Raw genomic sequence first — 24,786 nt, forward strand, 5'->3', positions numbered from 1 at the left:
TGTTTATCGCCAGCGGTGTTTATATATTGTTAATAGTTCGCCCAACTTTATGCAGCACCTATGCATAAACCCCAGCGGCGCCAAATTGCCATCACTAACAACGCTTTGATATTAAAGGCGTTAACATAAAAACGTTTTAGCGATCACAATTCGCTCTCCCTGCATAAATGACTTCTATATCCATAGTTATTTTTAAATTATTTAAATATCCCCGATAATAAAATCCCCCTCACGCATAGTTATGCAACCATTAAAAATAATCACTTTATTTTCAATTAGTTAAGATTTAAATGTCATTCAGTACAGCAAACAAATAATTAACAATAAAAAAATAACAAACCATATAGCTGCGTAGTAATTCATTTAATGCCTTATTGTTTTTTGAATTTCTCTGACCCGGCTCATATATTAAGTAAGAAAAATAGCACTCCTTGATTGATGTGAATCTCATCACATTAACAACCCAAATAAAATTCAATCATTGCTCCCGAATTTAACTGAAACGCCGCGACTGCAAGCACGCTAAATATTTGCAGCCACTCCTTCTTTATTCTTGAAATTATGTAAAAGGTATAATGATGGAAAAGCATTTTGTCGGTTCTGAAATCGGTCAATTACGCAGCGTAATGTTGCATCGTCCCAATCTCAGCCTAAAAAGACTTACCCCTTCAAATTGTCAGGAATTACTTTTTGACGATGTATTATCCGTAGAGCGCGCTGGCGAAGAGCATGACATTTTTGCCAACACGCTGCGCCAGCAAGGGATAGAAGTGTTGCTGTTAACCGACCTGCTCACCCAAACGCTGGATATGGCTGACGCTAAAGCCTGGCTACTGGATACGCAAATTTCCGATTATCGCCTTGGGCCCACCTTTGCCGCAGATATTCGCGCCTGGCTGGCGGATATGCCGCACCGTGAACTGGCTCGCCATTTAAGCGGCGGTTTAACTTACGGCGAAATTCCCGCCTCCATAAAAAATATGGTGGTCGATACTCACGATATTAATGACTTTATTATGAAGCCATTACCGAATCACCTATTTACCCGTGACACGTCCTGCTGGATATATAACGGCGTCTCAATTAACCCCATGGCGAAACCTGCACGCCAACGTGAAACGAATAATTTACGTGCTATTTATCGCTGGCATCCTCAATTCGCAGGCGGTGATTTCATTAAATATTTCGGCGACGAGGACATTAATTACGACCACGCCACTTTAGAGGGCGGCGATGTGCTGGTGATTGGCCGCGGCGCGGTGTTGATCGGTATGTCTGAACGTACTACGCCGCAGGGCGTCGAGTTCCTGGCGCAGGCATTGTTTAAACATCGTCAGGCGGAACGCGTCATTGCCGTTGAACTGCCAAAACATCGCTCCTGTATGCACCTTGACACCGTCATGACCCACATTGATATCGACACCTTCTCTGTCTATCCGGAAGTCGTTCGCCCGGACGTTCAGTGCTGGACGCTGACGCCAGACGGACGCGGAGGTCTGAAACGAACCCAGGAGAGCACGCTGGTTCATGCTCTTGAAAAAGCGCTTGGCATCGATCAGGTGCGCTTAATCACCACTGGCGGCGACGCATTTGAAGCTGAGCGCGAACAGTGGAATGACGCCAATAACGTGCTCACCCTGCGTCCCGGCGTGGTGGTGGGCTATGAGCGCAACATCTGGACCAACGAAAAATACGACAAAGCCGGCATTACCGTCCTTCCCATTCCCGGCGATGAACTGGGCCGCGGGCGCGGAGGCGCACGCTGCATGAGCTGTCCACTGGAACGCGATGGTATTTAAAGGAGACGTTATGGAAAACAAACGCACACTGGTCGTCGCGCTGGGCGGCAATGCGCTGCTCAAACGCGGCGAACCGCTGGAGGCTGATATTCAGCGTAAAAATATCGAACTGGCGGCCAGAACCATCGCCCAGCTTACGCGGCAATGGCGCGTGGTGTTAGTGCACGGCAACGGCCCACAGGTAGGACTGCTGGCGCTACAAAATAGCGCCTACGCTAACGTTACGCCCTACCCGCTCGATATTCTCGGTGCGGAAAGCCAGGGCATGATTGGCTACATGCTGCAACAGGCGCTGAAGAATCATCTGCCGGAGCGTGAAATCAGCGTCCTGCTCACCCAGGTCGAAGTCGATGCCAACGACCCGGCATTCCTCAATCCCACCAAATATATCGGACCGATTTACGACGAAGCGCAGGCCCGTGCGTTACAGGCAGAAAAGGGCTGGGTATTCAAAGCCGACGGTAACGCCTTCCGCCGCGTTGTGCCCTCCCCGCAGCCGAAACGCATTGTGGAAAACGATGCCATCCGCGCGCTGATTAGCCGCGATCACCTGGTTATCTGTAACGGCGGCGGCGGCGTGCCGGTCGTGGAAAAAGCCGATGGCTACCACGGTATCGAGGCGGTGATCGACAAAGATCTGTCCGCCGCCCTGCTTGCCAGCCAAATTCACGCCGACGCGCTGCTCATTCTGACCGATGCCGACGCGGTGTATCTCGACTGGGGCAAGCCCACCCAACGCCCGCTGGCGCAGGTTACGCCGGAGCTGCTTTGTGAAATGCAGTTCGACGCCGGTTCGATGGGCCCGAAAGTGACCGCCTGCGCTGAGTTTGTCAGCCATTGCCGCGGCATTGCCGGAATCGGCTCGCTGGCGGATGGGCAAGCCATTCTCGCGGGCGAGAAAGGCACTTTGATTCGGTGTGAAACCGCCGACGTTGACGCATAAGGCTTTTTACCGGATGGCGGCTTCCGCCTTATTCGGCCTACAGAGCGCGCATAACCGTGGGCCGGATAAGCGCAGCGCCATCAGGCAATTCATTTTAACAAGGATATTGTAATGGTTATTTCACTGAAAAATCGTAACTTTTTGAAGCTGCTTGACTACACCCCGGCGGAAATCCAACACCTCATCGATCTGGCTATTGAGCTGAAAGCCGCAAAAAAAGCCGGATGCGAAAAGCAAACACTGATCGGCAAAAACATCGCGCTGATTTTTGAAAAAACCTCTACCCGCACCCGATGCGCGTTTGAAGTCGCCGCGTTCGACCAGGGCGCGCAGGTGACTTATCTCGGCCCAAGCGGCTCGCAGATCGGCCATAAAGAGTCCATGAAAGATACTGCTCGCGTCCTGGGGCGGATGTATGACGGCATCGAATATCGCGGATTTGGTCAACACATTGTGGAAGAGCTGGGGGAATACGCGGGCGTTCCCGTCTGGAACGGCCTGACCGATGAATTTCACCCCACACAGATCCTGGCCGATCTGATGACCATGCTGGAACATGCGCCGGGCAAAACGCTGCCGGAACTGAGCTTCGCCTACCTGGGCGACGCGCGCAACAACATGGGCAATTCGCTGATGGTGGGCGCGGCGAAGATGGGCATGGATATCCGTCTGATAGCGCCAAAGTCCTTCTGGCCTGATGCCGAGCTGGTCGCGCAGTGCCGGGAAATCGCCAGCGTTACCGGCGCTCGTATCACCTTAACGGAGAGCGTTGAAGATGGCGTTCACGGTGTGGATTTCCTCTATACCGACGTCTGGGTCTCGATGGGAGAGCCCAAAGAAGCCTGGGCGGAGCGCGTCAGTCTGATGACGCCATATCAGGTCAACCAGCAGGTGGTAAACGCTACCGGTAATCCTGATGTGAAGTTTATGCACTGCCTGCCCGCCTTCCATAACGAGCACACCAAAGTGGGACGCGAAATCGAAATGGCTTACGGCCTGAAAGGACTGGAGGTCACGGAAGAGGTGTTCGAGTCCGCAGGCTCGATAGTCTTCGATGAAGCGGAAAACCGGATGCACACCATCAAAGCGGTCATGGTGGCGACGCTCGGCGACTAATCCCACAGGATATGCGCCCTCGCGGCGCATATCCGTGATATCAGGAGAGAACATCATGGGTAAATTTAAATTTCCCACCGCTTATACCATCCTGTTTATTCTTATTGCCCTGGTCGCGGTGATGACCTGGATTGTGCCGGCGGGAAAATACCAAATGGCGATGAACGCCACGCTGGGAAAAGAGGTGCCGGTGGCGGGAACGTATGCCCCTGTGGACGCGCATCCGCAAGGGATTACCGCTGTTTTACTGGCGCCGATTGACGGCCTCTATAACCACGAAACCTACACCGCCGGCGCCATTGACGTCGCGCTGTTTGTCTTGATTATCGGCGGCTTTCTGGGGGTGGTGAATAAAACGGGGGCGATTGATGCCGGTATTGAACGGGTAACTATCAAACTCAACGGCAAAGATGAGTGGATGATCCCCATTCTGATGGCGCTGTTCGCCGCAGGCGGCACTATTTATGGCATGGCGGAGGAGTCGTTGCCCTTCTACACGCTGCTGGTACCGGTCATGATGGCGGCCCGCTTCGATCCGTTAGTGGCGGCGGCAACCGTACTGCTCGGCGCAGGGATAGGCACGCTCGGTTCGACCATTAACCCTTTCGCCACGGTCATTGCCGCCAACGCCGCCGGCATCCCTTTTACTCAGGGCATGCTGATGCGCGTACTGCTGTTAATTGTCGGCTACGTACTGTGCGTGTTTTGGGTAATGCGCTATGCGCGCAAAGTCCGCGCCCATCCTGAGCTTTCTATCGTGGCGGATAAAATGGAGGAAAATCGCGCTCATTTTCTCGGCAATCGCGCCAATACACTGCTGGAGTTTACGGCTACCCGGAAATGGGTGCTGCTGATCTTCGCCGCCTCTTTCGCGGTGATGATTTACGGCGTGGCGGTTCTCGGCTGGTGGATGGCGGAAATCTCCGGCGTCTTTCTGGCGGCGGCGATTATCGTTGGCGTGATAACGCGGATGGGTGAGGAAGCGTTTACCAGTACCTTTATCGACGGCGCGCGGGATTTACTCGGCGTGGCGCTAATTATTGGTATCGCGCGCGGCATTGTGGTGGTCATGGATAACGGTATGATTACCCACACCATTTTGCACAGCGCGGAAAGTCTGGTTTCCGGCCTCTCTACCACTATTTTCATAAACGTAACCTACTGGCTGGAAGTATTGCTCTCCTTCCTGGTGCCCTCCTCTTCCGGTCTTGCCGTATTGACAATGCCCATTATGGCGCCGTTAGCGGATTTTGCCCACGTACAGCGGGATTTGGTCGTAACCGCCTACCAGTCGGCCTCCGGGATTGTGAATCTGGTTACTCCCACCTCCGCCGTGGTCATGGGCGGTCTGGCGATCGCGCGGGTTCCCTATGTCCGCTATCTGAAATGGGTCGCGCCGCTGTTGCTGATCCTGACATTGCTGAATATGGCGGTACTGAGCATCGGAGCGATGATGTAACGAGCCAGATGGCGACGCGTCTTATCCGACAGGACTGATAAGCACAGCGCCATCAGGCACGCCGTCACCTTTTTTGATCGGCTTCTCATTTTCCTGCAAAACCGCCCGATTGATCCGCAATCGATGTGACAAATGTGATGAATTTCGCCAGTCCGTTGATATTAATAATAAAGATAAGGTGCATTTATGAAGGAATACGATGATTACTCCGCCAAAGAACAACAGCAACTGGCGGTTTGTCAGCGCCTGATTAGTGAAAAAAGTTACCTGTCCCAGGAGGAGATTCGCCGCGATTTACAAAATGAGGGATTTGAAGGTATCAGCCAGTCTACGGTTTCGCGCCTGCTCAAGCTGCTGGGCGCAATAAAAATCAGAAATACGAAGGGACAAAAGATTTATTCCGTAAATCCCCAGCGGCGACCTTCGCCGGATGCCGGACGTTCAATAGCCGAAATGGTCGTGAGCGTTGAACATAATAGCGAATTTATCCTTATCCATACGGCGGCAGGTTATGGTCGCGCCGTCGCGAGAATTCTGGATTACCACGCATTGCCGGAAATTCTCGGCGTCGTTGCCGGTAGCAGTATTGTCTGGGTCGCACCGCGGGTCGTTCAGCGCACGGCGCTGGTACACAAACAAATTAATTATTTGCTTAAAATGAATTTAAATTCATAAGAACCGTTTGCGACAAGTAAATCATGCATTAATTCGCTTGATCCCAAAACAGAGCTGAGTATAATCGCGGACAATTTGCCGGGAGGAAGCATGGTTCAGTGTGTACGACATTCTGTCTTACCGCGTCTGAAAAAAGACGCAGGCCTGCCGTTTTTCTTTCCGTTGAAAACCAATACCAAGCCCCTCAATTGAGGGGCTTTTTTTTGCCCAGGCGTCAGGAGATAAACATGGCTAACCCGCTATATCAAAAACATATCATTTCCATAAACGACCTCAGCCGCGACGATCTTAATCTGGTACTGGCGACGGCGGCGAAATTAAAAGCCAACCCGCAGCCGGAGCTTTTGAAACATAAAGTGATCGCCAGCTGCTTTTTCGAAGCCTCCACGCGTACCCGCCTGTCGTTTGAAACTTCAATGCATCGCCTGGGCGCCAGCGTAGTGGGCTTCTCCGACAGCGCCAACACGTCGCTGGGGAAAAAAGGAGAAACGTTAGCCGACACGATCTCAGTGATTAGCACTTACGTGGACGCGATTGTGATGCGCCATCCGCAAGAAGGCGCGGCACGTCTGGCGACGGAGTTTTCCGGTCAGGTGCCGGTGCTCAATGCGGGCGACGGTTCGAATCAGCATCCGACGCAAACCCTGTTGGATCTGTTCACCATCCAGGAAACGCAGGGCCGTCTGGATAACCTGCATATCGCGATGGTCGGCGATCTGAAATATGGCCGCACCGTGCATTCGCTAACCCAGGCGCTGGCGAAATTTAGCGGCAACCGTTTTTATTTTATCGCGCCGGACGCGCTGGCGATGCCGCAGTACATTCTGGATATGCTTGATGAAAAAGGGATGGCCTGGAGCCTGCATGGTTCTATTGAAGAGGTCATGGCCGACGTCGACATCCTCTATATGACTCGCGTACAGAAAGAGCGTCTCGACCCGTCGGAGTACGCCAATGTGAAGGCGCAGTTTGTTCTGCGCGCCAGCGACCTGAACGGCGCGCGTGAAAATATGAAAGTGCTGCACCCGCTGCCGCGGATTGATGAAATCACCACGGATGTGGATAAAACGCCACACGCCTGGTACTTCCAACAGGCGGGCAACGGTATTTTCGCTCGCCAGGCGTTACTGGCGTTAGTACTGAATAGCGAACTGAGTCTGTAAGGGAGAAAAACGATGACACACGATAATAAACTGCAGGTTGAAGCCATTAAATGCGGCACCGTGATTGACCATATCCCTGCGCAGGTAGGATTTAAGCTGCTGAGTCTGTTTAAATTGACCGAGACCGATCAGCGAATCACTATCGGTCTGAATCTCCCGTCTGGCGAGATGGGGCGTAAAGACTTAATCAAAATAGAAAACACCTTCCTCACCGATGAGCAGGTTAACCAACTTGCTCTGTACGCGCCGCAGGCCACCGTTAACCGCATCGACAACTACGACGTAGTCGGGAAATCACGCCCCAGCCTGCCAGAGCGTATTAATAATGTGCTGGTTTGCCCGAACAGCAACTGCATCAGCCACGCGGAACCGGTATCCTCCAGCTTTGCAGTGAAAAAACGCGCCAATGATATCGCCCTCAAATGCAAATACTGTGAAAAAGAGTTTTCGCATTATGTGGTGCTGGCCAACTAATTTGGGTTGGTTATGAGATCCCGGCTCCCTATAATGAGCGGGGACATTCTATTACCGCTGTAATTCAGGAGAAATCATGAGCAAAACTATTGCGACGGAAAATGCACCAGCAGCAATCGGCCCATACGTACAGGGCGTTGACCTGGGTAGCATGGTAATCACTTCCGGTCAGATCCCGGTCGATCCGAAAACCGGTGCCGTAGCGGAAGACGTATCCGCTCAGGCTCGTCAGTCGCTGGAAAACGTTAAAGCTATCGTGGAAGCCGCTGGCCTGAAAGTAGGCGACATTGTGAAAACGACCGTCTTCGTGAAAGACCTGAACGATTTCGCGACCGTCAACGCCACCTACGAAGCCTTCTTCACCGAGCACAACGCCACCTTCCCGGCGCGTTCCTGCGTGGAAGTTGCCCGTCTGCCGAAAGACGTGAAAATTGAGATTGAAGCGATCGCTGTTCGTCGCTAAGCGCCGGACGTTATCCCCGCCGGGCGGCGCAAGTTTGCCCGGTTCGGGGCACCAACAGCCATGGAGAGGCGGCAATGGTAAGATCGCGTTTTACCGAGGAGCAAATCGCCGATTTTCTGCAACAGTCTAAAAACGGCGTACCGAATAAGGCGTTATGCGAAGAATATGGATTTAGCAACAGCACGCTCCGTCGCTGGCAGGAGAAACATGCTGAAAGCATACGCCAGGAATTAAAACAGATAGAATCTACCGCGAAGATAGTCTTTTTATGCTTCATTGTCGCAGCCATATTGCTTACCCTTATGTTTCCTAAACCCACTGGCGCCTTAGCGATTCCTCCTTACTTAGTTTATTGCATTAGCTATATTCGCCGCTTTCGTCGCATATCCGCAAAACATATCCGGCGGTGGGACATCTCCTCCTCTCGTTCTGGCTCGGGGGCAGAGAATGTATTTTACAAACTTAGCTGGACATTCCTCTTTTTTATGCCTGCATATAGCATTCTACAGTTGCTTGAATAAGCCCTGAAATTTAAAGATAAAGCCGATCGCGTTAAACTTGTCGAGCTTTACGGGGTTAGCGATATCGGGGATTAAGCACGCTGGCGAATCCCCGACGAAAGTGTTTACTGCCAGCCATAACGTCTGCTGTAAAACCCTTTCACTAACTGGGTTAACGTCATATAGCCCGCCAGAATGGCAATCAGCCACGGGAAATAGCTTAACGGCAGCGCCTGCAACTGCAGGTAAGACGCCAGCGGCGAAAACGGCAACGAAACTCCCACGACCATCACCAACAACGTCATCGCCATCAGCGGCCAGGCGGCGCGACTTTGAATAAACGGCAGACGACGGGTACGGATCATATGCACAATCAGCGTTTGCGACAGTAATCCCACCACAAACCAGCCGGACTGGAACAAAGTTTGCGTTTCTGGCGTATTCGCATGAAATACCCACCACATCAGACAAAAGGTCAAAATGTCGAAAATCGAGCTGATCGGACCGAAAAAGACCATAAAGCGCCCCAAATCCGCCGGATTCCAGCGCTGCGGCTTTTGAATTTGTTCTTCATCGACATTATCAAACGGAATCGCTACCTGGGATACATCGTACAGCAGGTTTTGAATCAGCAAGTGCAGCGGCAGCATTGGCAGGAACGGCAAAAAGGCGCTCGCCACCAGTACGCTAAACACGTTACCGAAATTTGAGCTGGCCGTCATCTTGATATATTTCAACATATTAGAAAAAGTACGACGACCTTCAATGACGCCTTCTTCCAGCACCATCAGGCTCTTTTCCAGCAGGATAATATCGGCGGCTTCACGGGCGATGTCCACCGCGCCATCTACCGAGATACCAATATCCGCCGCCCGCAACGCCGGGGCATCGTTAATCCCGTCGCCCATAAAACCGACCACATGCCCCTCGCGTTTGAGCAAAGTGACGATGCGCTCTTTATGCATCGGCGTCAGACGCGCAAACAACGTCGTACGGGCGGCCAGCGCCGCCAGCGCGTCGTCGTTTAACCCTTCAATATCACTGCCAATAATGACATCGCCCGCATCCAGCCCAACCTCATGGCAAACTTTTGCCGCTACCAGCTCGCTGTCGCCGGTGAGAATTTTCACCGTAATTCCGCTCGCCTTCAGCGCTTTCAGCGCCGGCGCGGTGGTCTCTTTCGGCGGATCGAGAAAAGCAATATACCCTTCCAGGATCAGGTCAGATTCATCGATACGCTGGTAATCGCCCTCACGCGCAGGCAGGTATTTGGTCGCGACGGCGACCACGCGTAGCCCCTGACGGTTCAGCGTGTCGGTAACGCGTTTCACCCGGCGCAGCATATTGTCGTCCAGCGGCACAATATCGCCGTTGTGGCGCACCTGAGTACACACGTTCAGGATCTCCTGTAACGCGCCTTTGCAGACCAGTTGATGCACGCTCGAATCTTCGGCCACCACCACCGACATCCGGCGACGCTCAAAATCAAACGGAATCTCATCGATTTTCTGCCAGCGTCCGGAGAGCTGACGCGCGGCGGTTTCGTCTACTCCCTCCAGGACTGCCGTATCCAGTAAATTTTTTAGACCGGTCTGATAATGGCTGTTCAGCCAGGCGCAATGCAGTACATGCTCGCTGGGCTTACCAGAGATATCCGTATGATTTTCCAGCACAATTTTATCCTGCGTCAGTGTGCCGGTTTTATCGGTGCACAGAATATCCATCGCGCCGAAGTTCTGAATCGCATCAAGGTGCTTCACGATAACTTTCTGTTTCGAGAGCTTCACCGCCCCGCGCGCGAGGGTGGAGGTGACGATCATCGGCAACATTTCCGGGGTGAGTCCTACCGCGACCGAGAGCGCAAATAACGCCGCTTCCCACCAGTCACCTTTCGTGTAACCATTAATAATCAGTACTACCGGCGCCATGACCAGCATAAAGCGGATCAGCAACATACTGACGCGGCTAATTCCTTTCTGGAAAGCGTTCTGCTCGTTATCTTGTTCCGACACGCGCCCCGCCAATTGACCAAACCAGGTGTCGGCGCCGGTCGCCATCACCACGGCCTGCGCCGTTCCGCTCACGACGTTCGTCCCCATAAAGCACAGCGTGTCGCACTCAAGCGGGTTATTTTGCCGGGGCTCACGCGTCGCGGCGACTTTCTCGACTGGCAGAGATTCGCCGGTCAGCGACGCCTGGGCGACAAACAGATCGCGCGCCTGGATAATCCGTAAATCCGCCGGGATCATATCCCCCGCCGCCAGCTTAATAATATCGCCGGGCACCAGTTGATCGATGGGTAATTCCAGCCAGGCGTTTTCGCCATTTTCATTAATAACCCGCAGTACGGTAGCGGTATTGCTCACCATCGCTTTTAGCGCGTCCGCCGCTTTTGTCGAGCGCGCTTCCTGCACAAAATTCAGCAGTGTTGAGATACCGACCATCAGGGCGATAACGCCTGCGGCAAACAGATCCTCCGTGGCATAAGAAATGCCGCCAAGAATCGTGAGTAAGATGTTGAAAGGATTGCGATAACATACCCACAGATGCACCCACCACGGCGAGGGTTTCTGTGCCGGAAGGCGGTTTTCGCCATGCTTTTCACGCGCGCACGTCACCTCGGCGGCGTTTAATCCCTCCGGGTGCGTATCAAAAACGCGCCAGAGCGTCTCCTGCTCCATTGCCGCGACTTTCAGACAGCGCTCGCTCAGCGAAGGCGGGATAGTCGCATTTACCGCGGTCTGCGCGCCGGGCAGCGGATCGCGGTGAACCAGACGATAAGGCAAATGACGATTAAGCCGGGCAAAAAGCTGGCGGGTAATGGTTTTTAGCATAGGTAATCCCTCCGCGCCGAAGTCAGGCGCAGAAAATTCTTCAGGCGCGGCAAAGCCTTGCCCGATGAGCAATGTTTAAATAAAAACAGGGACGTTATTGTGTCACTGTCTTACACACCGGTAAGACAGCAGAGGCAGGCTTACCGGAAAAGGAAAATTCTCCATCGCGGGAGAGGGGTGGGTTCAGGGTCCATGTCGCCTCCGGTAAGTAAATAATTTGCGCCGCGGATTATACGCATAAATCCATAAGTTTTGTGGCAATTATGGCGGTACCATACCGTTACGTAATTAAACCAACGATAAACCAGACTTTGCCCATTGCCCTTCGCTTGAGTAAAGTTACTCTTTTTATCACCATCAGCGTCACGCCACGGGAAAACAGGATGCAAAACCGGCTCACTATCAAAGACATCGCCCGCCTGAGCGGCGTAGGGAAATCAACCGTTTCCCGCGTGCTTAACAATGAAAGCGGCGTAAGCGAACGTACCCGCGAGCGTGTCGAAGCGGTGATGAATCAACACGGTTTCTCTCCGTCCCGCTCCGCCCGTGCGATGCGGGGACAAAGCGATAAAGTGGTCGCTATTATCGTCACTCGCCTTGATTCGTTGTCTGAAAACCTCGCGGTTCAGACCATGCTGCCTGCGTTTTATGAACAGGGCTACGACCCTATTATGATGGAAAGTCAGTTCTCGCCGACGCTGGTAATGGAACATCTGGGCATGCTCAGACGACGTAACATTGATGGCGTGGTGCTGTTTGGCTTTACCGGCATCACAGAAGAGCTGATCGCCCCCTGGAAAGCCTCGCTGGTGCTGCTGGCAAGAGATGCGCAAGGTTTTGCCTCCGTCTGTTACGACGACGAGGGCGCGATTCATATCCTTATGCAGCGGCTGTATGAGCAGGGACACCGCAACATTAGCTTTCTGGGCGTTCCCCATAGCGATATTACCACCGGCAAACGTCGGCATGACGCATACCTGGCGTTTTGCAAAAAACATAAACTTCACCCCGTCGCCGCCCTGCCCGGTCTTGCCATGAAGCAGGGTTATGAGCATACGGCAAGCGTCATCATGCCGGATACCACCGCGTTAGTCTGCGCCACCGATACGCTGGCGTTGGGCGCCAGCAAGTATTTACAGGAGCAACGTATTGAGACGCTGCAACTGGCAAGCGTCGGGAACACGCCGCTGATAAAATTCCTGCACCCGGAGATCGTCACTGTCGATCCTGGCTATGCTGAAGCCGGACGGCAGGCGGCTTCGCAGCTGATCGAACAGATCAATGGCCGCTGCGATCCGCGCCGGATCGTCATTCCTTCTACCCTCGCCTGAGTGGCTGATTAAACGGAATATCACGAGTAATTTGTGATCGTCGCTGCGTTTCGGGAACGTTCCCATTTTTAAACCAACGTTGAAGAGATACTCTTGCGCCAACCCATAACATACCTCCTCTGCCATGAGGCTTTACGATGAGCAAAGTAAAACAAGCCGATATCGATCGGCTGATTGACCTGGTTGGCGGGCGCGACAACATCGCCACGGTGAGCCACTGCATTACTCGCCTGCGCTTTGTGCTCCACCAGCCCGCGAACGCCAGGCCAAAAGAGATCGAACAATTACCGATGGTTAAAGGCTGTTTCACCAACGCCGGGCAGTTTCAGGTGGTGATCGGCACCGAAGTCGGCGATTACTATAACGCGCTGCTGGAGACCACCGGCAAAGCGTATGCCGATAAAGAGCAGGCCAAAAAAGCCGCTCGCCAGAACATGAAGTGGCATGAGCAGTTAATTTCCCACTTTGCGGAGATCTTCTTTCCGCTACTACCGGCGTTGATCAGCGGCGGTTTGATCTTAGGCTTTCGTAACGTGATCGGCGATGTGCCGATGAGCAACGGCCAAACGCTGGCGCAGATGCATCCGGCGCTAAAAACGCTTTATGATTTTTTATGGTTGATCGGCGAAGCGATCTTTTTCTATCTGCCGGTGGGGATCTGCTGGTCGGCGGTGAAAAAAATGGGCGGCACGCCGATTCTTGGTATCGTGCTCGGCGTGACACTGGTGTCGCCGCAGTTGATGAATGCGTATCTGCTGGGCCAGCAAACGCCGGACGTCTGGAACTTCGGCTTATTTAGCATTGAGAAAGTGGGCTACCAGGCGCAGGTTATCCCGGCGTTATTGGCAGGGCTGGCGCTTGGGTTTATTGAAACGCGGTTGAAACGCATCGTGCCGGATTATCTCTACCTGGTCGTCGTCCCGGTGTGTTCGTTGATACTGGCCGTCTTTCTCGCCCATACCTTTATCGGCCCCTTTGGTCGTATGATCGGCGACGGCGTGGCCTTTGCGGTACGTTATCTGATGACCGGCAGTTTCGCCCCGATAGGCGCGGCGCTGTTCGGCTTCCTGTATGCCCCGCTGGTCATTACCGGCGTCCACCAGACAACGCTCGCTATCGATATGCAGATGATCCAGAGCATGGGCGGTACGCCAGTCTGGCCGCTGATTGCGCTGTCGAATATCGCGCAGGCCTCCGCCGTGGTGGGCATCATCATCTCCAGCCGTAAACACAATGAACGCGAGATCTCCGTTCCTGCCGCCATTTCCGCTTACCTTGGGGTAACTGAACCGGCGATGTACGGTATCAACCTGAAGTATCGTTTTCCGATGCTGTGCGCGATGATCGGCTCTGGTCTGGCGGGACTGCTCTGCGGTCTGAACGGCGTCATCGCCAACGGTATCGGCGTGGGCGGCCTGCCGGGCATCCTGTCTATACCGCCGCGCTACTGGCAGGTGTACGGCATGGCGATGGTTATCGCGATCGTGATCCCGGTGATTCTGACCACCTTTATCTATCAGCGTAAGCATCGTCAGGGCACATTACAAATTGTCTAATACTTCTTCGGGGCGCAGTTGCGTCCCAACGCACTTGCAGGAAACAACAATGACTATTCCCCTCTGGTGGCAAAACGGCGTTATTTATCAGATCTACCCAAAAAGTTTTCAGGACACGACCGGCAGCGGCACCGGCGATTTACGCGGCGTCACGCAGCGCCTTGACTATCTACAGCGACTCGGCGTGGACGCCATCTGGCTCACGCCGTTTTATATCTCGCCGCAGGTGGATAACGGTTATGACGTCGCAAATTATACGGCTATCGACCCGACCTACGGCACGCTGGATGATTTTGACGAGCTGGTCGCGCAGGCGAAAGCACGCGGTATTCGTATCATCCTGGATATGGTGTTTAACCATACTTCTACCCAGCACGCCTGGTTTCGCGAAGCGCTGAACAAAGAGAGTCCATACCGTCAGTTTTATATCTGGCGCGATGGCACGCCGGATGTCTGCCCGAATAACTGGCAATCCAAATTTGGCGGCAGCGCCTGGCGCTGGCATAGCCAAAGCGAACAATATTATTTACACCTTTTCGCGCCTGAACAGGCCGACCTGAACTGGGAAAACCCCGCCGTGCGCGCCGAGCTGAAAAAGGTCTGCGAATTCTGGGCCGATCGCGGCGTGGATGGCCTGCGTCTGGACGTGGTGAACCTGATCGCCAAAGATCAGGATTTTCCTGACGATCCGACGGGCGACGGACGCCGCTTTTATACCGATGGACCGCGCGCGCATACGTTTTTACGCGAAATGAACCGTGACGTTTTTACGCCGCGTAATCTGATGACGGTAGGCGAAATGTCCTCTACCACGCTGGAAAACTGCCAGCAATATGCCGCGCTTAGCGGCGACGAACTCTCGATGACCTTCAATTTTCATCATCTGAAGGTGGATTACCCCAATGGCGAAAAGTGGACGCTGGCAAAACCTGATTATGTGGCGCTGAAAGCGTTGTTCCGCCACTGGCAACAGGGGATGCATAACGTCGCCTGGAACGCGTTATTCTGGTGTAATCACGATCAGCCGCGCATCGTTTCCCGCTTTGGCGACGAGGGTGAATACCGGGTTCCAGCCGCGAAAATGCTGGCGATGGCGCTGCACGGTATGCAAGGGACGCCTTATATCTATCAGGGCGAAGAAATCGGCATGACCAACCCACACTTTACCCGCATCACCGATTATCGCGACGTGGAAAGCCATAACATGTTTGCCGCGCTACGCGCCGCCGGGCGCGACCCCGACGAACTGCTGGCTATCCTGGCCAGTAAATCCCGCGACAACAGCCGCACGCCGATGCAGTGGGACAACGGTAAAAACGCCGGTTTCACCCAGGGCGAGCCGTGGATAAGCCTGTGCGATAACTATACGGAGGTTAACGTCGAGGCGGCATTACGCGATGAAAACTCGGTGTTTTACACCTATCAAAAGCTGATTGCGCTACGTAAAACCCAGCCTGTACTGATCTGGGGCGATTATCAGGATCTCCTCCCGGATAGCCCATCAGTATGGTGTTATCGCCGCCAGTGGCAGGGGCAAACCCTACTGGTTGTCGCCAATCTGAGCGACCAGTGCCAGGAGTGGCATCCGCCGCATATCAAAGGACAATGGCAGGCGCTACTGCACAATTATGGCGAGGTCGCCAGCCAGCCAGCCGCGATGACGCTCCGCCCATTTGAAGCCATCTGGTGGTTACAACGCTAACGCGACGTCCTTATACGGATAAACGCCACAAACCTATTGACACGGGCTGTGGCGTTGCTCCAGGTTACTGACTGTTTTTGTTGAATAATTAATCAGATTTTTCTTGCTATCTTTTACAAACGCTACAGCGCCCGCCATCTGTACGCTCTGATTTTTACCTTGTTCTACATCAATAAAATTGCAAACATCCTTGATGCAAATCACTACATATAGACTTTAAAATGCACGCCGACCCAATATGTTGTATTAATTGACTACAATTGCTACAACACCTGTTCACTCGACACAAGGTGAATTGTGGATAACCTGGGTCAGGATTGCGGGAAGTCGTTGGAAAAGAGATGAATAAACCTGTTATGGCTTCCCCAGCCTCTGTGGATAACCTGTTCTTACAAATATGGAGTGATCATGACACCGCATGTGATGAAACGAGATGGCTGTAAAGTGCCATTCAAATCAGAGCGCATTAAGGAAGCCATTCTACGTGCAGCTAAAGCAGCGGGAGTCGATGACGCAGATTACTGTGCCACCGTCGCAGAAGTCGTTAGCAGCCAAATGAACGCACGCAGTCAGGTGGATATTAACGAGATCCAGACTGCGGTTGAAAACCAACTGATGTCCGGCCCGTACAAACAGCTTGCCCGCGCCTACATCGAATACCGTCACGATCGCGACATTCAGCGTGAAAAGCGTGGTCGTCTGAACCAGGAAATTCGCGGCCTGGTAGAGCAAACTAACTCCGCGTTGCTCAATGAAAACGCCAACAAAGACAGTAAAGTCATTCCCACCCAGCGCGATTTGCTGGCCGGGATTGTCGCCAAACACTATGCCCGCCAGCACCTGTTGCCGCGTGACGTAGTACAAGCGCATGAGCGCGGCGATATCCACTATCACGATCTCGACTATTCGCCGTTCTTCCCGATGTTCAACTGTATGTTGATCGACCTGAAAGGCATGTTGACCCAGGGCTTTAAGATGGGTAACGCCGAGATCGAACCGCCGAAATCAATCTCTACCGCCACTGCCGTTACCGCGCAGATTATCGCGCAGGTCGCCAGCCATATTTATGGCGGCACCACCATTAACCGTATCGACGAAGTGCTGGCGCCGTTTGTCACCGAAAGCTACAACAAGCACCGCAAAACCGCCGATGAGTGGCAGATCCCGGATGCCGAAGGGTATGCGCGTTCTCGCACCGAAAAAGAGTGCTACGACGCCTTCCAGTCGCTGGAATACGAAGTTAACACGCTGCACACCGCTAACGGCCAGACGCCTTTCGTGACCTTTGGTTTTGGCCTCGGCACCAGTTGGGAGTCGCGTCTGATCCAGGCATCTATTTTGCGTAACCGTATCGCCGGTCTGGGTAAAAATCGCAAAACCGCCGTGTTCCCGAAACTGGTCTTCGCTATCCGCGATGGTTTGAACCACAAGTTTGGCGATCCGAACTACGACATTAAACAACTGGCGCTGGAGTGCGCGAGCAAGCGCATGTATCCGGACATCCTCAACTACGATCAGGTGGTCAAAGTCACCGGTTCGTTCAAAACGCCAATGGGCTGCCGCAGCTTCCTCGGCGTGTGGGAGAACGAAAACGGCGAGCAGATCCACGACGGGCGTAACAACCTGGGCGTGATTAGCCTTAACCTGCCGCGCATCGCGCTGGAAGCAAAAGGCGACGAAACCGCATTCTGGAAACTGCTGGATGAACGTCTGGCGCTGGCGCGGAAGGCGCTGATGACCCGTATCGCCCGCCTTGAAGGCGTGAAAGCCCGCGTCGCGCCTATCCTGTATATGGAAGGCGCCTGCGGCGTGCGGCTGAAAGCGGACGACGACGTGTCTGAAATCTTTAAAAATGGTCGTGCGTCCATCTCTCTGGGCTACATTGGTATCCATGAAACCATTAACGCGCTGTTTGGCGGCGAACACCTGTACGACAGCGAGCAACTTCGCGCTAAAGGCATCGCGATTGTGGAGCGTCTGCGCCAGGCCGTGGATCAGTGGAAAGACGAGACCGGCTACGGCTTTAGCCTGTACAGCACGCCAAGTGAAAACCTCTGTGACCGCTTCTGCCGTCTGGATACCGCCGAGTTCGGCGTGGTGCCGGGCGTAACCGATAAAGGTTACTACACCAACAGCTTCCACCTCGACGTGGAGAAGAAGGTTAACCCGTACGACAAAATCGATTTCGAAGCGCCGTATCCGCCGCTGGCGAACGGGGGTTTCATTTGCTACGGCGAATACCCGAACATTCAGCACAACCTGAAAGCGCTGGAAGATGTCTGGGATTACAGCTATCAGCATGTACCGTATTACGGCACCAACACGCCGATCGATGAATGCTACGAGTGCGGCTTTACCGGCGAGTTCGAATGTACCAGTAAAGGTTTCACCTGCCCGAAATGCGGCAACCACGATGCCGCGCGCGTCTCGGTCACCCGCCGCGTGTGCGGTTATTTAGGCAGCCCGGACGCGCGTCCGTTTAACGCCGGCAAACAAGAAGAAGTGAAGCGCCGCGTGAAGCATTTAGGCAATGGGCAGATAGGTTAATCCTCCGTTTGCAATGCGTAAATGCCGGATGGCGGTGTAAACACCTTATCCGGCCTACAACCGCTGGCTATAGTTCCAATTTCATGAGTTTCCTCTAAGCAGTTGGTGTTGTAGCAAGGCGGCAAACGAACGAATCCCAGGGAGCTTACATAAGTAAGTGACCTGGGTAAGTGAGAGCGGCCAACGCCGCTACAGCGCCAAATGCAACGAGGAAACATGAACTTTCACCAATACTACCCCGTAGACATCGTTAACGGCCCCGGCACCCGCTGCACCCTGTTTGTGTCAGGGTGCGTGCATGAATGCCCTGGCTGCTATAACAAAAGCACCTGGCGGCTGAACTCCGGCCAGCCGTTTACCAAAGAGATGGAAGATAAGATCATTGCCGATCTGAACGACACGCGCATTCACCGTCAGGGGATCTCGCTGTCGGGCGGCGATCCGCTGCATCCGCAAAACGTACCGGATATCCTGGCACTGGTACAACGCATCCACGCGGAGTGCCCGGGGAAAGATATCTGGGTGTGGACCGGCTACAAGCTCGATGAACTCAACGCCGCACAGATGCAGGTGGTCAATCTCATCAACGTGCTGGTCGATGGCAAATTTGTGCAGGATCTGAAAGACCCGGCGCTTATCTGGCGCGGTAGCAGCAACCAGGTAGTGCATCATTTGCGTTGATCGCTAAAGCCGTTTGTTTGCATCGTGATAGACGGCTGAATGTTCTCGCTTGCCGACCGCAACAACAAACACAATCACAACTTCATCCCGAACCTGGTACACCAGACGATAACCGGACGATTTAAGCTTAATTTTATAGCAGTCAGGAAGACCGTTTAAACGGGCAGAGTCGATTCTGGGGTTCAATAGCACATCAGCCAACTTTTTCTTAAGCTGAGCCTTCATCGTATCGCCCAGCTTATGCCACTCTTTTAAGGCCCTCGGGTCGAATTCCAGTTCATAAGTCATCCAGACTAACCTTGATTCCCTTTTGCGGACTAGACAGCCTCTCCCGAACTGTCTGAATCAATGCATCTTCACTGTCGCTAAGAGTGACGGTTTTCACTGGCATGCGCCCCGTTTCCGCGACGTACTGGAACAGTAATCGCACGGCTTCCGTTGGAGTAATGTTCAGTTTTTCCAGCACGGCATAAGCCTCATTTTTGAGTTTGTCATCCAGACGGACGTTCAGCGTGGCCATTATGCCTCCAGTAGAATCGAATGTGTAATGCAGTTTAGCATTACATTCGCATTACATCGAATTCTGGATAACGCCTCTCAAAAACGACTCACGCACTCCATCGCGACCGTTTTAAATTGCGTAAAATTCTGACATGCGCAGAGGCGCGTCATGGCGCGTTCGCGCAGGAAAGTGACGAAAATATCGTAGATGGCCATCGCCTCTTCATATTCACTTTTGCTGATGGCGAGTAAAAAAATAACGTGCGCCGTTTCGTCACCCCAGGCAATCCCCTGCGGCGCGAGCACCGTATAAACCACCGTTTTCTTCGCCAGCAGCCCCAGCGCGTGTGGCAAGGCAATCCCGTCGCCTAATAACGTACTGACAATAGCTTCACGTTCAATAACCGAATCGAGAAACGCCGCATCAACAAAGCCTTCCTCGTGCAACTGATCGCACAGCGTTTTAAACAGCGTCTGTTGATCTATTTCCCCCTCCACGATGCGAAAATGCGAGGCATCGAAATATTTATCCAGCATCCACGGACGGGTTCTGTCCACCAGCACCAGCTTACCGATCTGCTCCAATTGATAGTCGGTAGGAAAGGGGGCGATCATGATAACCGGTTTATCTTTTTCGCCGATCCGCGCCGTGGAAATCACAAAATCCTCCACAATACTGTCCCGCGCCTCATAGTCGCGTAGCGTCAGAGTGCGGGCTATCTCAATCTGCGGGTATTTCCGCGCCAGTACCGCTTCAATCATCCGCACCATCGCATTACCAGCATCGCACACCAGCAGTACCTGCGGCTGCCGCTGGTAGCCAATGTTGTAACTACGTTCCAGCCCAACGCCAATATGCAGCACCAGAAAACCGATTTCGTTTTCGCTAATGGTATACGGCGTGTATTTTCCCCAACTCGATATCGCCGCCAACGTCATATCCCACGCCATCGGATAGTGCTGCTTAATATTTTCCAGTAGTGGGTTGGGGATCATGATCTGGTAGCGCACGCGGGTGATCATCGTTTTGATGTGGGTCAGCAAGTCCGCGTGAAGCTGTTTATCATTCAACAGGTTATAGTTGTACTGGGTATTAATAAAATTGAGGATATAGCGCACCAACGCCTCTTCATCATCGGCATTAATGGCGCTGGGGGCAATCTCCTGTACCTGGCGGGCGGCAATATGCACCTTCAGCCAGCTTACTTCCGGCTCCGACAGCGGCTTATCGGCCAGCTGTTGTAGTAGCTCCGCAATCTCATGCGCCGCATGGCGCACTTTTTCATCGACCTCCTCTGCCACGCATTCCGATAACGGATACCCCTCGCGAATACGCCGTACCGCCACCGCGCAGTACAAACGCAGAAACAGCTCGCTCTCATCGGTCAGGCGGATTTGACAATGAGAGAAAATATCCGGCAAAAGAGACTGCAGCCGTTGAGACAACTCGGTGTTCAGCGTGGTACTAACAATTAACGGATGGGAGGGCTCCTGCTGCGCCAGCGTCCATAAAAGGTCGGTCAGACAGGCGCGAATCGCCATCTCTCCGCCAAACAATTTCATGCCATGACGCGGACGCGTTTCCAGCGTCAGATGATAACGCAGCAAATGCTCGCGCACGTCCGCCATGTCGTTCTGCAACGTCGCACGGCTGATAAACCATTCATCTGCTAAATCCTCCAGCTTCAGCGAGAAGGCGGAGGTTAAAAAACGCGCCAGCAAATAGTGTATCCGCTCCTGGCTGGTGCGCGGACCGCGCGCCAGGGCGGGAGATTGCTGCGTTTGCAGGGATTGATAACGTGCCGGATCATCAATTTTGAGCTGATACCCGTTGCCGCGGCTGAGAGTAAATTGCGCGCCATGCGGCGTCAGCAACATGTTCAGCGCGGCGATATCCGCCCGAACGGTACGCGTGGAGACCGACAACCGCTGCGCCAGCTCGTCCTGCGGCAGCGTCTCGTTTTGCAGCATCGCAAATAGCTGCGCTAAACGTTGGTTGGGGAATCGCACGTCTCTCTCCTCATGATTAGCCGACACGCGACCGGACGATAGCGAGTAACTGACGCACATCGTCCGCACGGGTGTTGCCGCTCACCTTATCAATAATCGAACTATAAATGTGAGGAATGATTTTGCTTACACCTGCATCAAGGGCGATGTGCAGAATCTCGGCGAAGTTTTCCAGATCGATACCGCCCGTCGGTTCCAGCCAGAAATCATGGCGGGCGCAGGCCTCAGCTACCGCTTTATACTCGTCGCGACAGGTGAGTCCTCCCATCGGAAAGTATTTAACGGAGCTGCCGCCCATATCTTTGAGCAGCGCAATCGCCGTTTCTATGGGTACGATGCCGTCCGGCGCGCGGCTGCTTAGCGGGCCGGTGGAAATTTTCACCCGTCCCGGCGTGCCGGTCGGCGAGACAAGACCGTTCACCACCGTCTCATTTTGCCCCAGCAGCGCCCGGCTGGCCCCTACGCCGGTAAACACCTGGTTGACATGCTGCGGCTGTACCTGACGCGAGATTTCGCTCACCATCGCCGACTGGTTAGGATCGCCTGCCCCCAGTCCGACGGAGAGCGCATTATCGATAAGCGCCGCATATTCACGCATATCCGCGACTGCGCTTGCCACATCCGGATAGTTTTTGGAGAGCACGCCAACCAGCACATGACCTTCCGCCGCCGCGTAGATTTCCCGGGCGTTATCTTTCGAACTGGCCAGTACGTTCAGGCAAACGCGATCGCGGTAAAAGTTAGGGGTCAGTTTCATGCTTGTTTCTCCTGATTAATCACCTCGCCAATACGACGCGCCACAATCGCTAACTGCGCGCGATCGACGCTGCGGACATCCGCTTCAATAATCCCTTCGTTGGCTTTGTATCCGCGAAAGTAAATCGCGTATTCCCCTTGCTTCAGCGCGTCGACCAGGTCGCCTGTGGCGATGCCGGTAACGGCTTCATCAAACTTAATTTCCGTGCGCGCGATGTCGCGTCCGGCGCTGTCCCACACCACACGGGCGCTGACGCCGTTAAACGTGTTCAACGTGTCGATAAAGGGCGCCATTTTTTCTACCATCTCCGCGCCGCTCTCTTTTTGCGCCCGCAGGTACAATTCAATGGCGCAGGTCAGGCCAACAATTCCCTCTTTGCCGACCTTCATCGCCCGGCCAATGCCCGCTGACTGACGTTTTACCCACTCAACATACTGCGTTTTGCCAATCACCAGCCCGCTGGTCGGCCCTTCAATCGCTTTCGCGCCGCTATAGATAACGAGATCTGCGCCCACGCGGTAGTAGCACTGCAAATCTTCTTCCGCCGCCGCGTCCACAATCAGCGGGAGATTATGCGTGCGCGCCACCACCGCAGCCTGCTCCACGCTGAGCATACTTTTCTGTACACAGTGGTGAGATTTGATATAGAGAATAGCCGCCGTGCGCGGCGTAATGGCCGCCGCCAACTGGGCGGCGGAACATTCGTTGGCGTAACCGGCTTCCACCAGTTTGCCGCCGCCCAGCGCCACCATCGTTCCCACCGGCGCGCCAAAATTGACGTTGTGGCCCTTTGGCAGGACGATTTCGTTATTTTCAATCGGTGTAACGTGCAGGTTTTCCAGCAGCCAGTCGCTGTCCTGAACCAGTACCGCGGCAACCGACTGGGCAAGGCCCGCACTGGCGCAGGAGACTACCGTCGCCCCTTCCACCTCCAGCAATTTCGCAATGTACTCGCCGGTTTTATTCACCAGATCTTTCATCTCGAAATACTGATTCATTCCGGCCATCGCCGCGTCTACCACTTCCGGGCGCGGCGTAGAGACGCCGAGCGCCGTCATACGTCCGGAGGCGTTAATCACCTGTTTTAATTGATACTTCTCAAAAATCGAAGGCATGTTCCGCGCTCCCTTGTTCGGTCATATAGCCCTTGCCTGCGCGTATCGCGGCAAGCGGCGTCAGCAATTCTTCAGCCTGTAAGCTGTCGTTTTCCGCGTCTACCAACACGGTGGGCTGGCGTTTAAGCGTAAAGAGGGTCAGGTCGGCATCCAGACCCGGCTGAAGACGCCCTTTGGTTTTCAGATTCAGGCTATCGGCGGCATTGGCCGTCACGCACGCAATGACCTGCGGCAGCGACATGCCGATGGCGAGGAATTTCGACATCACATTAGCCAGCGAATGCACCGGGCCATTGATGCGGTTACGGCAGTAGATATCGGAACTGATGGTATGCGGTAAAATCCCCAGGCTAATAGCGCGTTTCGCCACTGCAAAGCTCAGGCTGGCGGTACCATGTCCGACGTCCAGACGCACGCCGCGCGCCAGCGCTCGTGTCACCGAGGCGCGCAGCTCGCCTTCCGGCCGAAGAATACGGTTCGGCTTACCGTTGTAACAATGGGTAATGATATCGCCCGCCGTCAGACGCTCCGCGATTTCGTCCAGATCCGGCGGGTTATTGCCAATATGCACCATCAACGGCAGGTTGCCGTTTTCTTGCTGCATGGCTTTAGCGCGTTCCAGCGGCGTGATGCCGTTAACGCCTACTACGCTGCTGCTCATCCGCGCCTTGAGGCCGACGATAAAATCCGGGTGGCGTTTTACCGCCTGCCGGACCGCATCGGCGTCAATATTGGCCATGTTAGCCAGCTCGTTTTGGGCAATAAGCCCAACGCGTGAAACATTCAATAGCGCATAAACGTCGGTGGTCGCCTGACGGGTCAGGGTGTAAAAATCGTCAATATCATCTGCGCCAGTGCTGCCGGCATCAATCACCGTCGTCACCCCCGTCGCGATGCCGATACTATCCGGCTCATCGAAATAAATCGGCGATTTTGGGTAGCAGTGAACATGAGAATCAATCCAACCCGCACTAACGTAACACTCGCCGCGCAGGTCAATGGTTTTCAGCGCCGGACCATCAACGTCACCCAACGCCGCGATTTTGCCATCTTGCAGGGCAATATTAGTCAACGTGTCATCGACCAGACGCGCATGGCGCAGGAGTAAATCAAACATCGTTCTCTCCTTTGCCGGATGGCGGCGCAACCGCCTTATCCGG

23 protein-coding genes and 1 pseudogene are annotated in these 24,786 nt (G+C 53.8%); 15 read left to right on the plus strand and 9 right to left on the minus strand.

Annotated elements, in window-relative coordinates; translation table 11 throughout:
• The first annotated feature begins 578 nt into the window (after positions 1–578).
• The 5 genes from arcA to ACH0VJ_RS07055 all read left to right on the plus strand — a co-directional run bounded on the left by arcA (position 579) and on the right by ACH0VJ_RS07055 (position 5,992).
• A complete protein-coding gene (arcA, locus tag ACH0VJ_RS07035) occupies positions 579–1,799 on the plus strand; it encodes an arginine deiminase (protein WP_000410835.1) in 1,221 nt (406 codons plus the stop codon).
• A 10-nt stretch (positions 1,800–1,809) separates the two neighbouring features.
• Entirely contained in the window at positions 1,810–2,742 is a 933-nt protein-coding gene (arcC, locus tag ACH0VJ_RS07040; protein ID WP_000428748.1) for a carbamate kinase, read from the plus strand.
• Between the two features lie 111 nt (positions 2,743–2,853).
• Positions 2,854–3,858 carry an ornithine carbamoyltransferase gene (argF, locus tag ACH0VJ_RS07045; protein WP_000237035.1) on the plus strand — a complete coding sequence of 335 codons (1,005 nt, stop codon included), beginning with the start codon at positions 2,854–2,856 and terminating at the stop codon, positions 3,856–3,858.
• Positions 3,859–3,913: 55 nt separating this feature from the next.
• A complete protein-coding gene (locus ACH0VJ_RS07050) occupies positions 3,914–5,317 on the plus strand; it encodes a YfcC family protein (protein ID WP_000514424.1) in 1,404 nt (467 codons plus the stop codon).
• Positions 5,318–5,503: 186 nt separating this feature from the next.
• On the plus strand, positions 5,504–5,992 hold the full coding sequence (locus tag ACH0VJ_RS07055; RefSeq protein WP_000666051.1) for an arginine repressor: 489 nt from the start codon (positions 5,504–5,506) through the stop codon (positions 5,990–5,992).
• Here the strand turns inward: ACH0VJ_RS07055 and ACH0VJ_RS07060 are convergent.
• Positions 5,962–6,103, minus strand: a pseudogene (locus ACH0VJ_RS07060) (hypothetical protein). The gene ACH0VJ_RS07055 and the pseudogene ACH0VJ_RS07060 sit on opposite strands and share 31 nt — an antisense overlap.
• On the opposite strand from ACH0VJ_RS07060, the gene pyrL reads away from it, so the two are divergent.
• The 5 genes from pyrL (at position 6,083) to ACH0VJ_RS07085 (ending at position 8,613) form a co-directional block, all read left to right on the plus strand.
• Positions 6,083–6,184: a pyr operon leader peptide gene (gene pyrL, locus ACH0VJ_RS07065; protein ID WP_000249504.1), complete on the plus strand. Its 102-nt coding sequence runs from the start codon at positions 6,083–6,085 to the stop codon at positions 6,182–6,184. The pseudogene ACH0VJ_RS07060 and the gene pyrL sit on opposite strands and share 21 nt — an antisense overlap.
• A gap of 35 nt (positions 6,185–6,219) precedes the next feature.
• On the plus strand, positions 6,220–7,155 hold the full coding sequence (gene pyrB, locus ACH0VJ_RS07070) for an aspartate carbamoyltransferase (protein WP_000013055.1): 936 nt from the start codon (positions 6,220–6,222) through the stop codon (positions 7,153–7,155).
• A gap of 12 nt (positions 7,156–7,167) precedes the next feature.
• Positions 7,168–7,629 (plus strand): aspartate carbamoyltransferase regulatory subunit, encoded by a 462-nt coding sequence (gene pyrI, locus ACH0VJ_RS07075; RefSeq protein WP_000148567.1) that lies wholly within the window; start codon positions 7,168–7,170, stop codon positions 7,627–7,629.
• Positions 7,630–7,705: 76 nt separating this feature from the next.
• Positions 7,706–8,092, plus strand: coding sequence for a 2-iminobutanoate/2-iminopropanoate deaminase (ridA, locus tag ACH0VJ_RS07080; RefSeq protein WP_000047544.1), 387 nt, complete (start codon positions 7,706–7,708; stop codon positions 8,090–8,092).
• A 74-nt stretch (positions 8,093–8,166) separates the two neighbouring features.
• Positions 8,167–8,613 carry a transposase gene (locus ACH0VJ_RS07085; RefSeq protein ID WP_000252553.1) on the plus strand — a complete coding sequence of 149 codons (447 nt, stop codon included), beginning with the start codon at positions 8,167–8,169 and terminating at the stop codon, positions 8,611–8,613.
• A gap of 104 nt (positions 8,614–8,717) precedes the next feature.
• Here the strand turns inward: ACH0VJ_RS07085 and mgtA are convergent, their stop codons facing one another.
• A complete protein-coding gene (mgtA, locus tag ACH0VJ_RS07090; RefSeq protein WP_000920854.1) occupies positions 8,718–11,426 on the minus strand; it encodes a magnesium-translocating P-type ATPase in 2,709 nt (902 codons plus the stop codon).
• 140 nt (positions 11,427–11,566) lie between these two features.
• Positions 11,567–11,665: a mgtA regulatory leader peptide MgtL gene (mgtL, locus tag ACH0VJ_RS07095; RefSeq protein WP_105789234.1), complete on the minus strand. Its 99-nt coding sequence runs from the start codon at positions 11,663–11,665 to the stop codon at positions 11,567–11,569.
• Between the two features lie 144 nt (positions 11,666–11,809).
• Between mgtL and treR the strand changes: the two genes are divergently transcribed.
• The 5 genes from treR to nrdG all read left to right on the plus strand — a co-directional run bounded on the left by treR (position 11,810) and on the right by nrdG (position 19,243).
• Entirely contained in the window at positions 11,810–12,757 is a 948-nt protein-coding gene (gene treR, locus ACH0VJ_RS07100; RefSeq protein ID WP_001181297.1) for a trehalose operon repressor TreR, read from the plus strand.
• Between the two features lie 137 nt (positions 12,758–12,894).
• Positions 12,895–14,313, plus strand: coding sequence for a PTS trehalose transporter subunit IIBC (gene treB, locus ACH0VJ_RS07105; protein WP_000048828.1), 1,419 nt, complete (start codon positions 12,895–12,897; stop codon positions 14,311–14,313).
• A gap of 49 nt (positions 14,314–14,362) precedes the next feature.
• Positions 14,363–16,015, plus strand: coding sequence for an alpha,alpha-phosphotrehalase (gene treC / locus ACH0VJ_RS07110; RefSeq protein WP_000155050.1), 1,653 nt, complete (start codon positions 14,363–14,365; stop codon positions 16,013–16,015).
• A 408-nt stretch (positions 16,016–16,423) separates the two neighbouring features.
• Complete coding sequence (gene nrdD / locus ACH0VJ_RS07115) at positions 16,424–18,562, plus strand: anaerobic ribonucleoside-triphosphate reductase (protein ID WP_000187818.1); 2,139 nt, start codon at positions 16,424–16,426, stop codon at positions 18,560–18,562.
• Between the two features lie 216 nt (positions 18,563–18,778).
• Positions 18,779–19,243: an anaerobic ribonucleoside-triphosphate reductase-activating protein gene (nrdG, locus tag ACH0VJ_RS07120; protein WP_001009174.1), complete on the plus strand. Its 465-nt coding sequence runs from the start codon at positions 18,779–18,781 to the stop codon at positions 19,241–19,243.
• Between the two features lie 3 nt (positions 19,244–19,246).
• On the opposite strand, the gene ACH0VJ_RS07125 is transcribed toward nrdG, so the two are convergent.
• From ACH0VJ_RS07125 to ACH0VJ_RS07150, 6 genes are all read right to left on the minus strand, one after another.
• Positions 19,247–19,531 carry a type II toxin-antitoxin system RelE/ParE family toxin gene (locus ACH0VJ_RS07125; RefSeq protein WP_000220573.1) on the minus strand — a complete coding sequence of 95 codons (285 nt, stop codon included), beginning with the start codon at positions 19,529–19,531 and terminating at the stop codon, positions 19,247–19,249.
• Positions 19,521–19,763, minus strand: coding sequence for a type II toxin-antitoxin system RelB/DinJ family antitoxin (locus ACH0VJ_RS07130; protein WP_000212724.1), 243 nt, complete (start codon positions 19,761–19,763; stop codon positions 19,521–19,523). Before ACH0VJ_RS07130 ends, ACH0VJ_RS07125 begins: the two co-directional genes overlap by 11 nt.
• A gap of 77 nt (positions 19,764–19,840) precedes the next feature.
• Positions 19,841–21,754, minus strand: coding sequence for a BglG family transcription antiterminator (locus ACH0VJ_RS07135; protein ID WP_001212129.1), 1,914 nt, complete (start codon positions 21,752–21,754; stop codon positions 19,841–19,843).
• A gap of 16 nt (positions 21,755–21,770) precedes the next feature.
• Positions 21,771–22,511 (minus strand): KDGP aldolase family protein, encoded by a 741-nt coding sequence (locus tag ACH0VJ_RS07140; RefSeq protein WP_000779272.1) that lies wholly within the window; start codon positions 22,509–22,511, stop codon positions 21,771–21,773.
• Positions 22,508–23,626: a DgaE family pyridoxal phosphate-dependent ammonia lyase gene (locus ACH0VJ_RS07145; protein WP_001139193.1), complete on the minus strand. Its 1,119-nt coding sequence runs from the start codon at positions 23,624–23,626 to the stop codon at positions 22,508–22,510. The genes ACH0VJ_RS07140 and ACH0VJ_RS07145 overlap by 4 nt, the downstream gene beginning before the upstream one ends.
• Positions 23,610–24,743: an amidohydrolase/deacetylase family metallohydrolase gene (locus ACH0VJ_RS07150; protein ID WP_000459932.1), complete on the minus strand. Its 1,134-nt coding sequence runs from the start codon at positions 24,741–24,743 to the stop codon at positions 23,610–23,612. Before ACH0VJ_RS07150 ends, ACH0VJ_RS07145 begins: the two co-directional genes overlap by 17 nt.
• Positions 24,744–24,786 lie beyond the last annotated feature (43 nt).

This window comes from Salmonella sp. 2020_1459, from assembly GCF_043847915.1.
Taxonomy (GTDB): domain Bacteria; phylum Pseudomonadota; class Gammaproteobacteria; order Enterobacterales; family Enterobacteriaceae; genus Salmonella; species Salmonella enterica.

Excerpts from the sequence above, each read along its gene's own strand:
- arcA (WP_000410835.1), top strand. The coding sequence starts at position 579 with ATGGAAAAGCATTTTGTCGGTTCTGAAATCGGTCAATTACGCAGCGTA.
- arcC (WP_000428748.1), top strand. The coding sequence starts at position 1,810 with ATGGAAAACAAACGCACACTGGTCGTCGCGCTGGGCGGCAATGCGCTG.
- argF (WP_000237035.1), top strand. The coding sequence starts at position 2,854 with ATGGTTATTTCACTGAAAAATCGTAACTTTTTGAAGCTGCTTGACTAC.
- ACH0VJ_RS07050 (WP_000514424.1), top strand. The coding sequence starts at position 3,914 with ATGGGTAAATTTAAATTTCCCACCGCTTATACCATCCTGTTTATTCTT.
- ACH0VJ_RS07055 (WP_000666051.1), top strand. The coding sequence starts at position 5,504 with ATGAAGGAATACGATGATTACTCCGCCAAAGAACAACAGCAACTGGCG.
- pyrL (WP_000249504.1), top strand. The coding sequence starts at position 6,083 with ATGGTTCAGTGTGTACGACATTCTGTCTTACCGCGTCTGAAAAAAGAC.
- pyrB (WP_000013055.1), top strand. The coding sequence starts at position 6,220 with ATGGCTAACCCGCTATATCAAAAACATATCATTTCCATAAACGACCTC.
- pyrI (WP_000148567.1), top strand. The coding sequence starts at position 7,168 with ATGACACACGATAATAAACTGCAGGTTGAAGCCATTAAATGCGGCACC.
- ridA (WP_000047544.1), top strand. The coding sequence starts at position 7,706 with ATGAGCAAAACTATTGCGACGGAAAATGCACCAGCAGCAATCGGCCCA.
- ACH0VJ_RS07085 (WP_000252553.1), top strand. The coding sequence starts at position 8,167 with ATGGTAAGATCGCGTTTTACCGAGGAGCAAATCGCCGATTTTCTGCAA.
- mgtA (WP_000920854.1), bottom strand. The coding sequence starts at position 11,426 with ATGCTAAAAACCATTACCCGCCAGCTTTTTGCCCGGCTTAATCGTCAT.
- mgtL (WP_105789234.1), bottom strand. The coding sequence starts at position 11,665 with ATGCGTATAATCCGCGGCGCAAATTATTTACTTACCGGAGGCGACATG.
- treR (WP_001181297.1), top strand. The coding sequence starts at position 11,810 with ATGCAAAACCGGCTCACTATCAAAGACATCGCCCGCCTGAGCGGCGTA.
- treB (WP_000048828.1), top strand. The coding sequence starts at position 12,895 with ATGAGCAAAGTAAAACAAGCCGATATCGATCGGCTGATTGACCTGGTT.
- treC (WP_000155050.1), top strand. The coding sequence starts at position 14,363 with ATGACTATTCCCCTCTGGTGGCAAAACGGCGTTATTTATCAGATCTAC.
- nrdD (WP_000187818.1), top strand. The coding sequence starts at position 16,424 with ATGACACCGCATGTGATGAAACGAGATGGCTGTAAAGTGCCATTCAAA.
- nrdG (WP_001009174.1), top strand. The coding sequence starts at position 18,779 with ATGAACTTTCACCAATACTACCCCGTAGACATCGTTAACGGCCCCGGC.
- ACH0VJ_RS07125 (WP_000220573.1), bottom strand. The coding sequence starts at position 19,531 with ATGACTTATGAACTGGAATTCGACCCGAGGGCCTTAAAAGAGTGGCAT.
- ACH0VJ_RS07130 (WP_000212724.1), bottom strand. The coding sequence starts at position 19,763 with ATGGCCACGCTGAACGTCCGTCTGGATGACAAACTCAAAAATGAGGCT.
- ACH0VJ_RS07140 (WP_000779272.1), bottom strand. The coding sequence starts at position 22,511 with ATGAAACTGACCCCTAACTTTTACCGCGATCGCGTTTGCCTGAACGTA.
- ACH0VJ_RS07145 (WP_001139193.1), bottom strand. The coding sequence starts at position 23,626 with ATGCCTTCGATTTTTGAGAAGTATCAATTAAAACAGGTGATTAACGCC.
- ACH0VJ_RS07150 (WP_000459932.1), bottom strand. The coding sequence starts at position 24,743 with ATGTTTGATTTACTCCTGCGCCATGCGCGTCTGGTCGATGACACGTTG.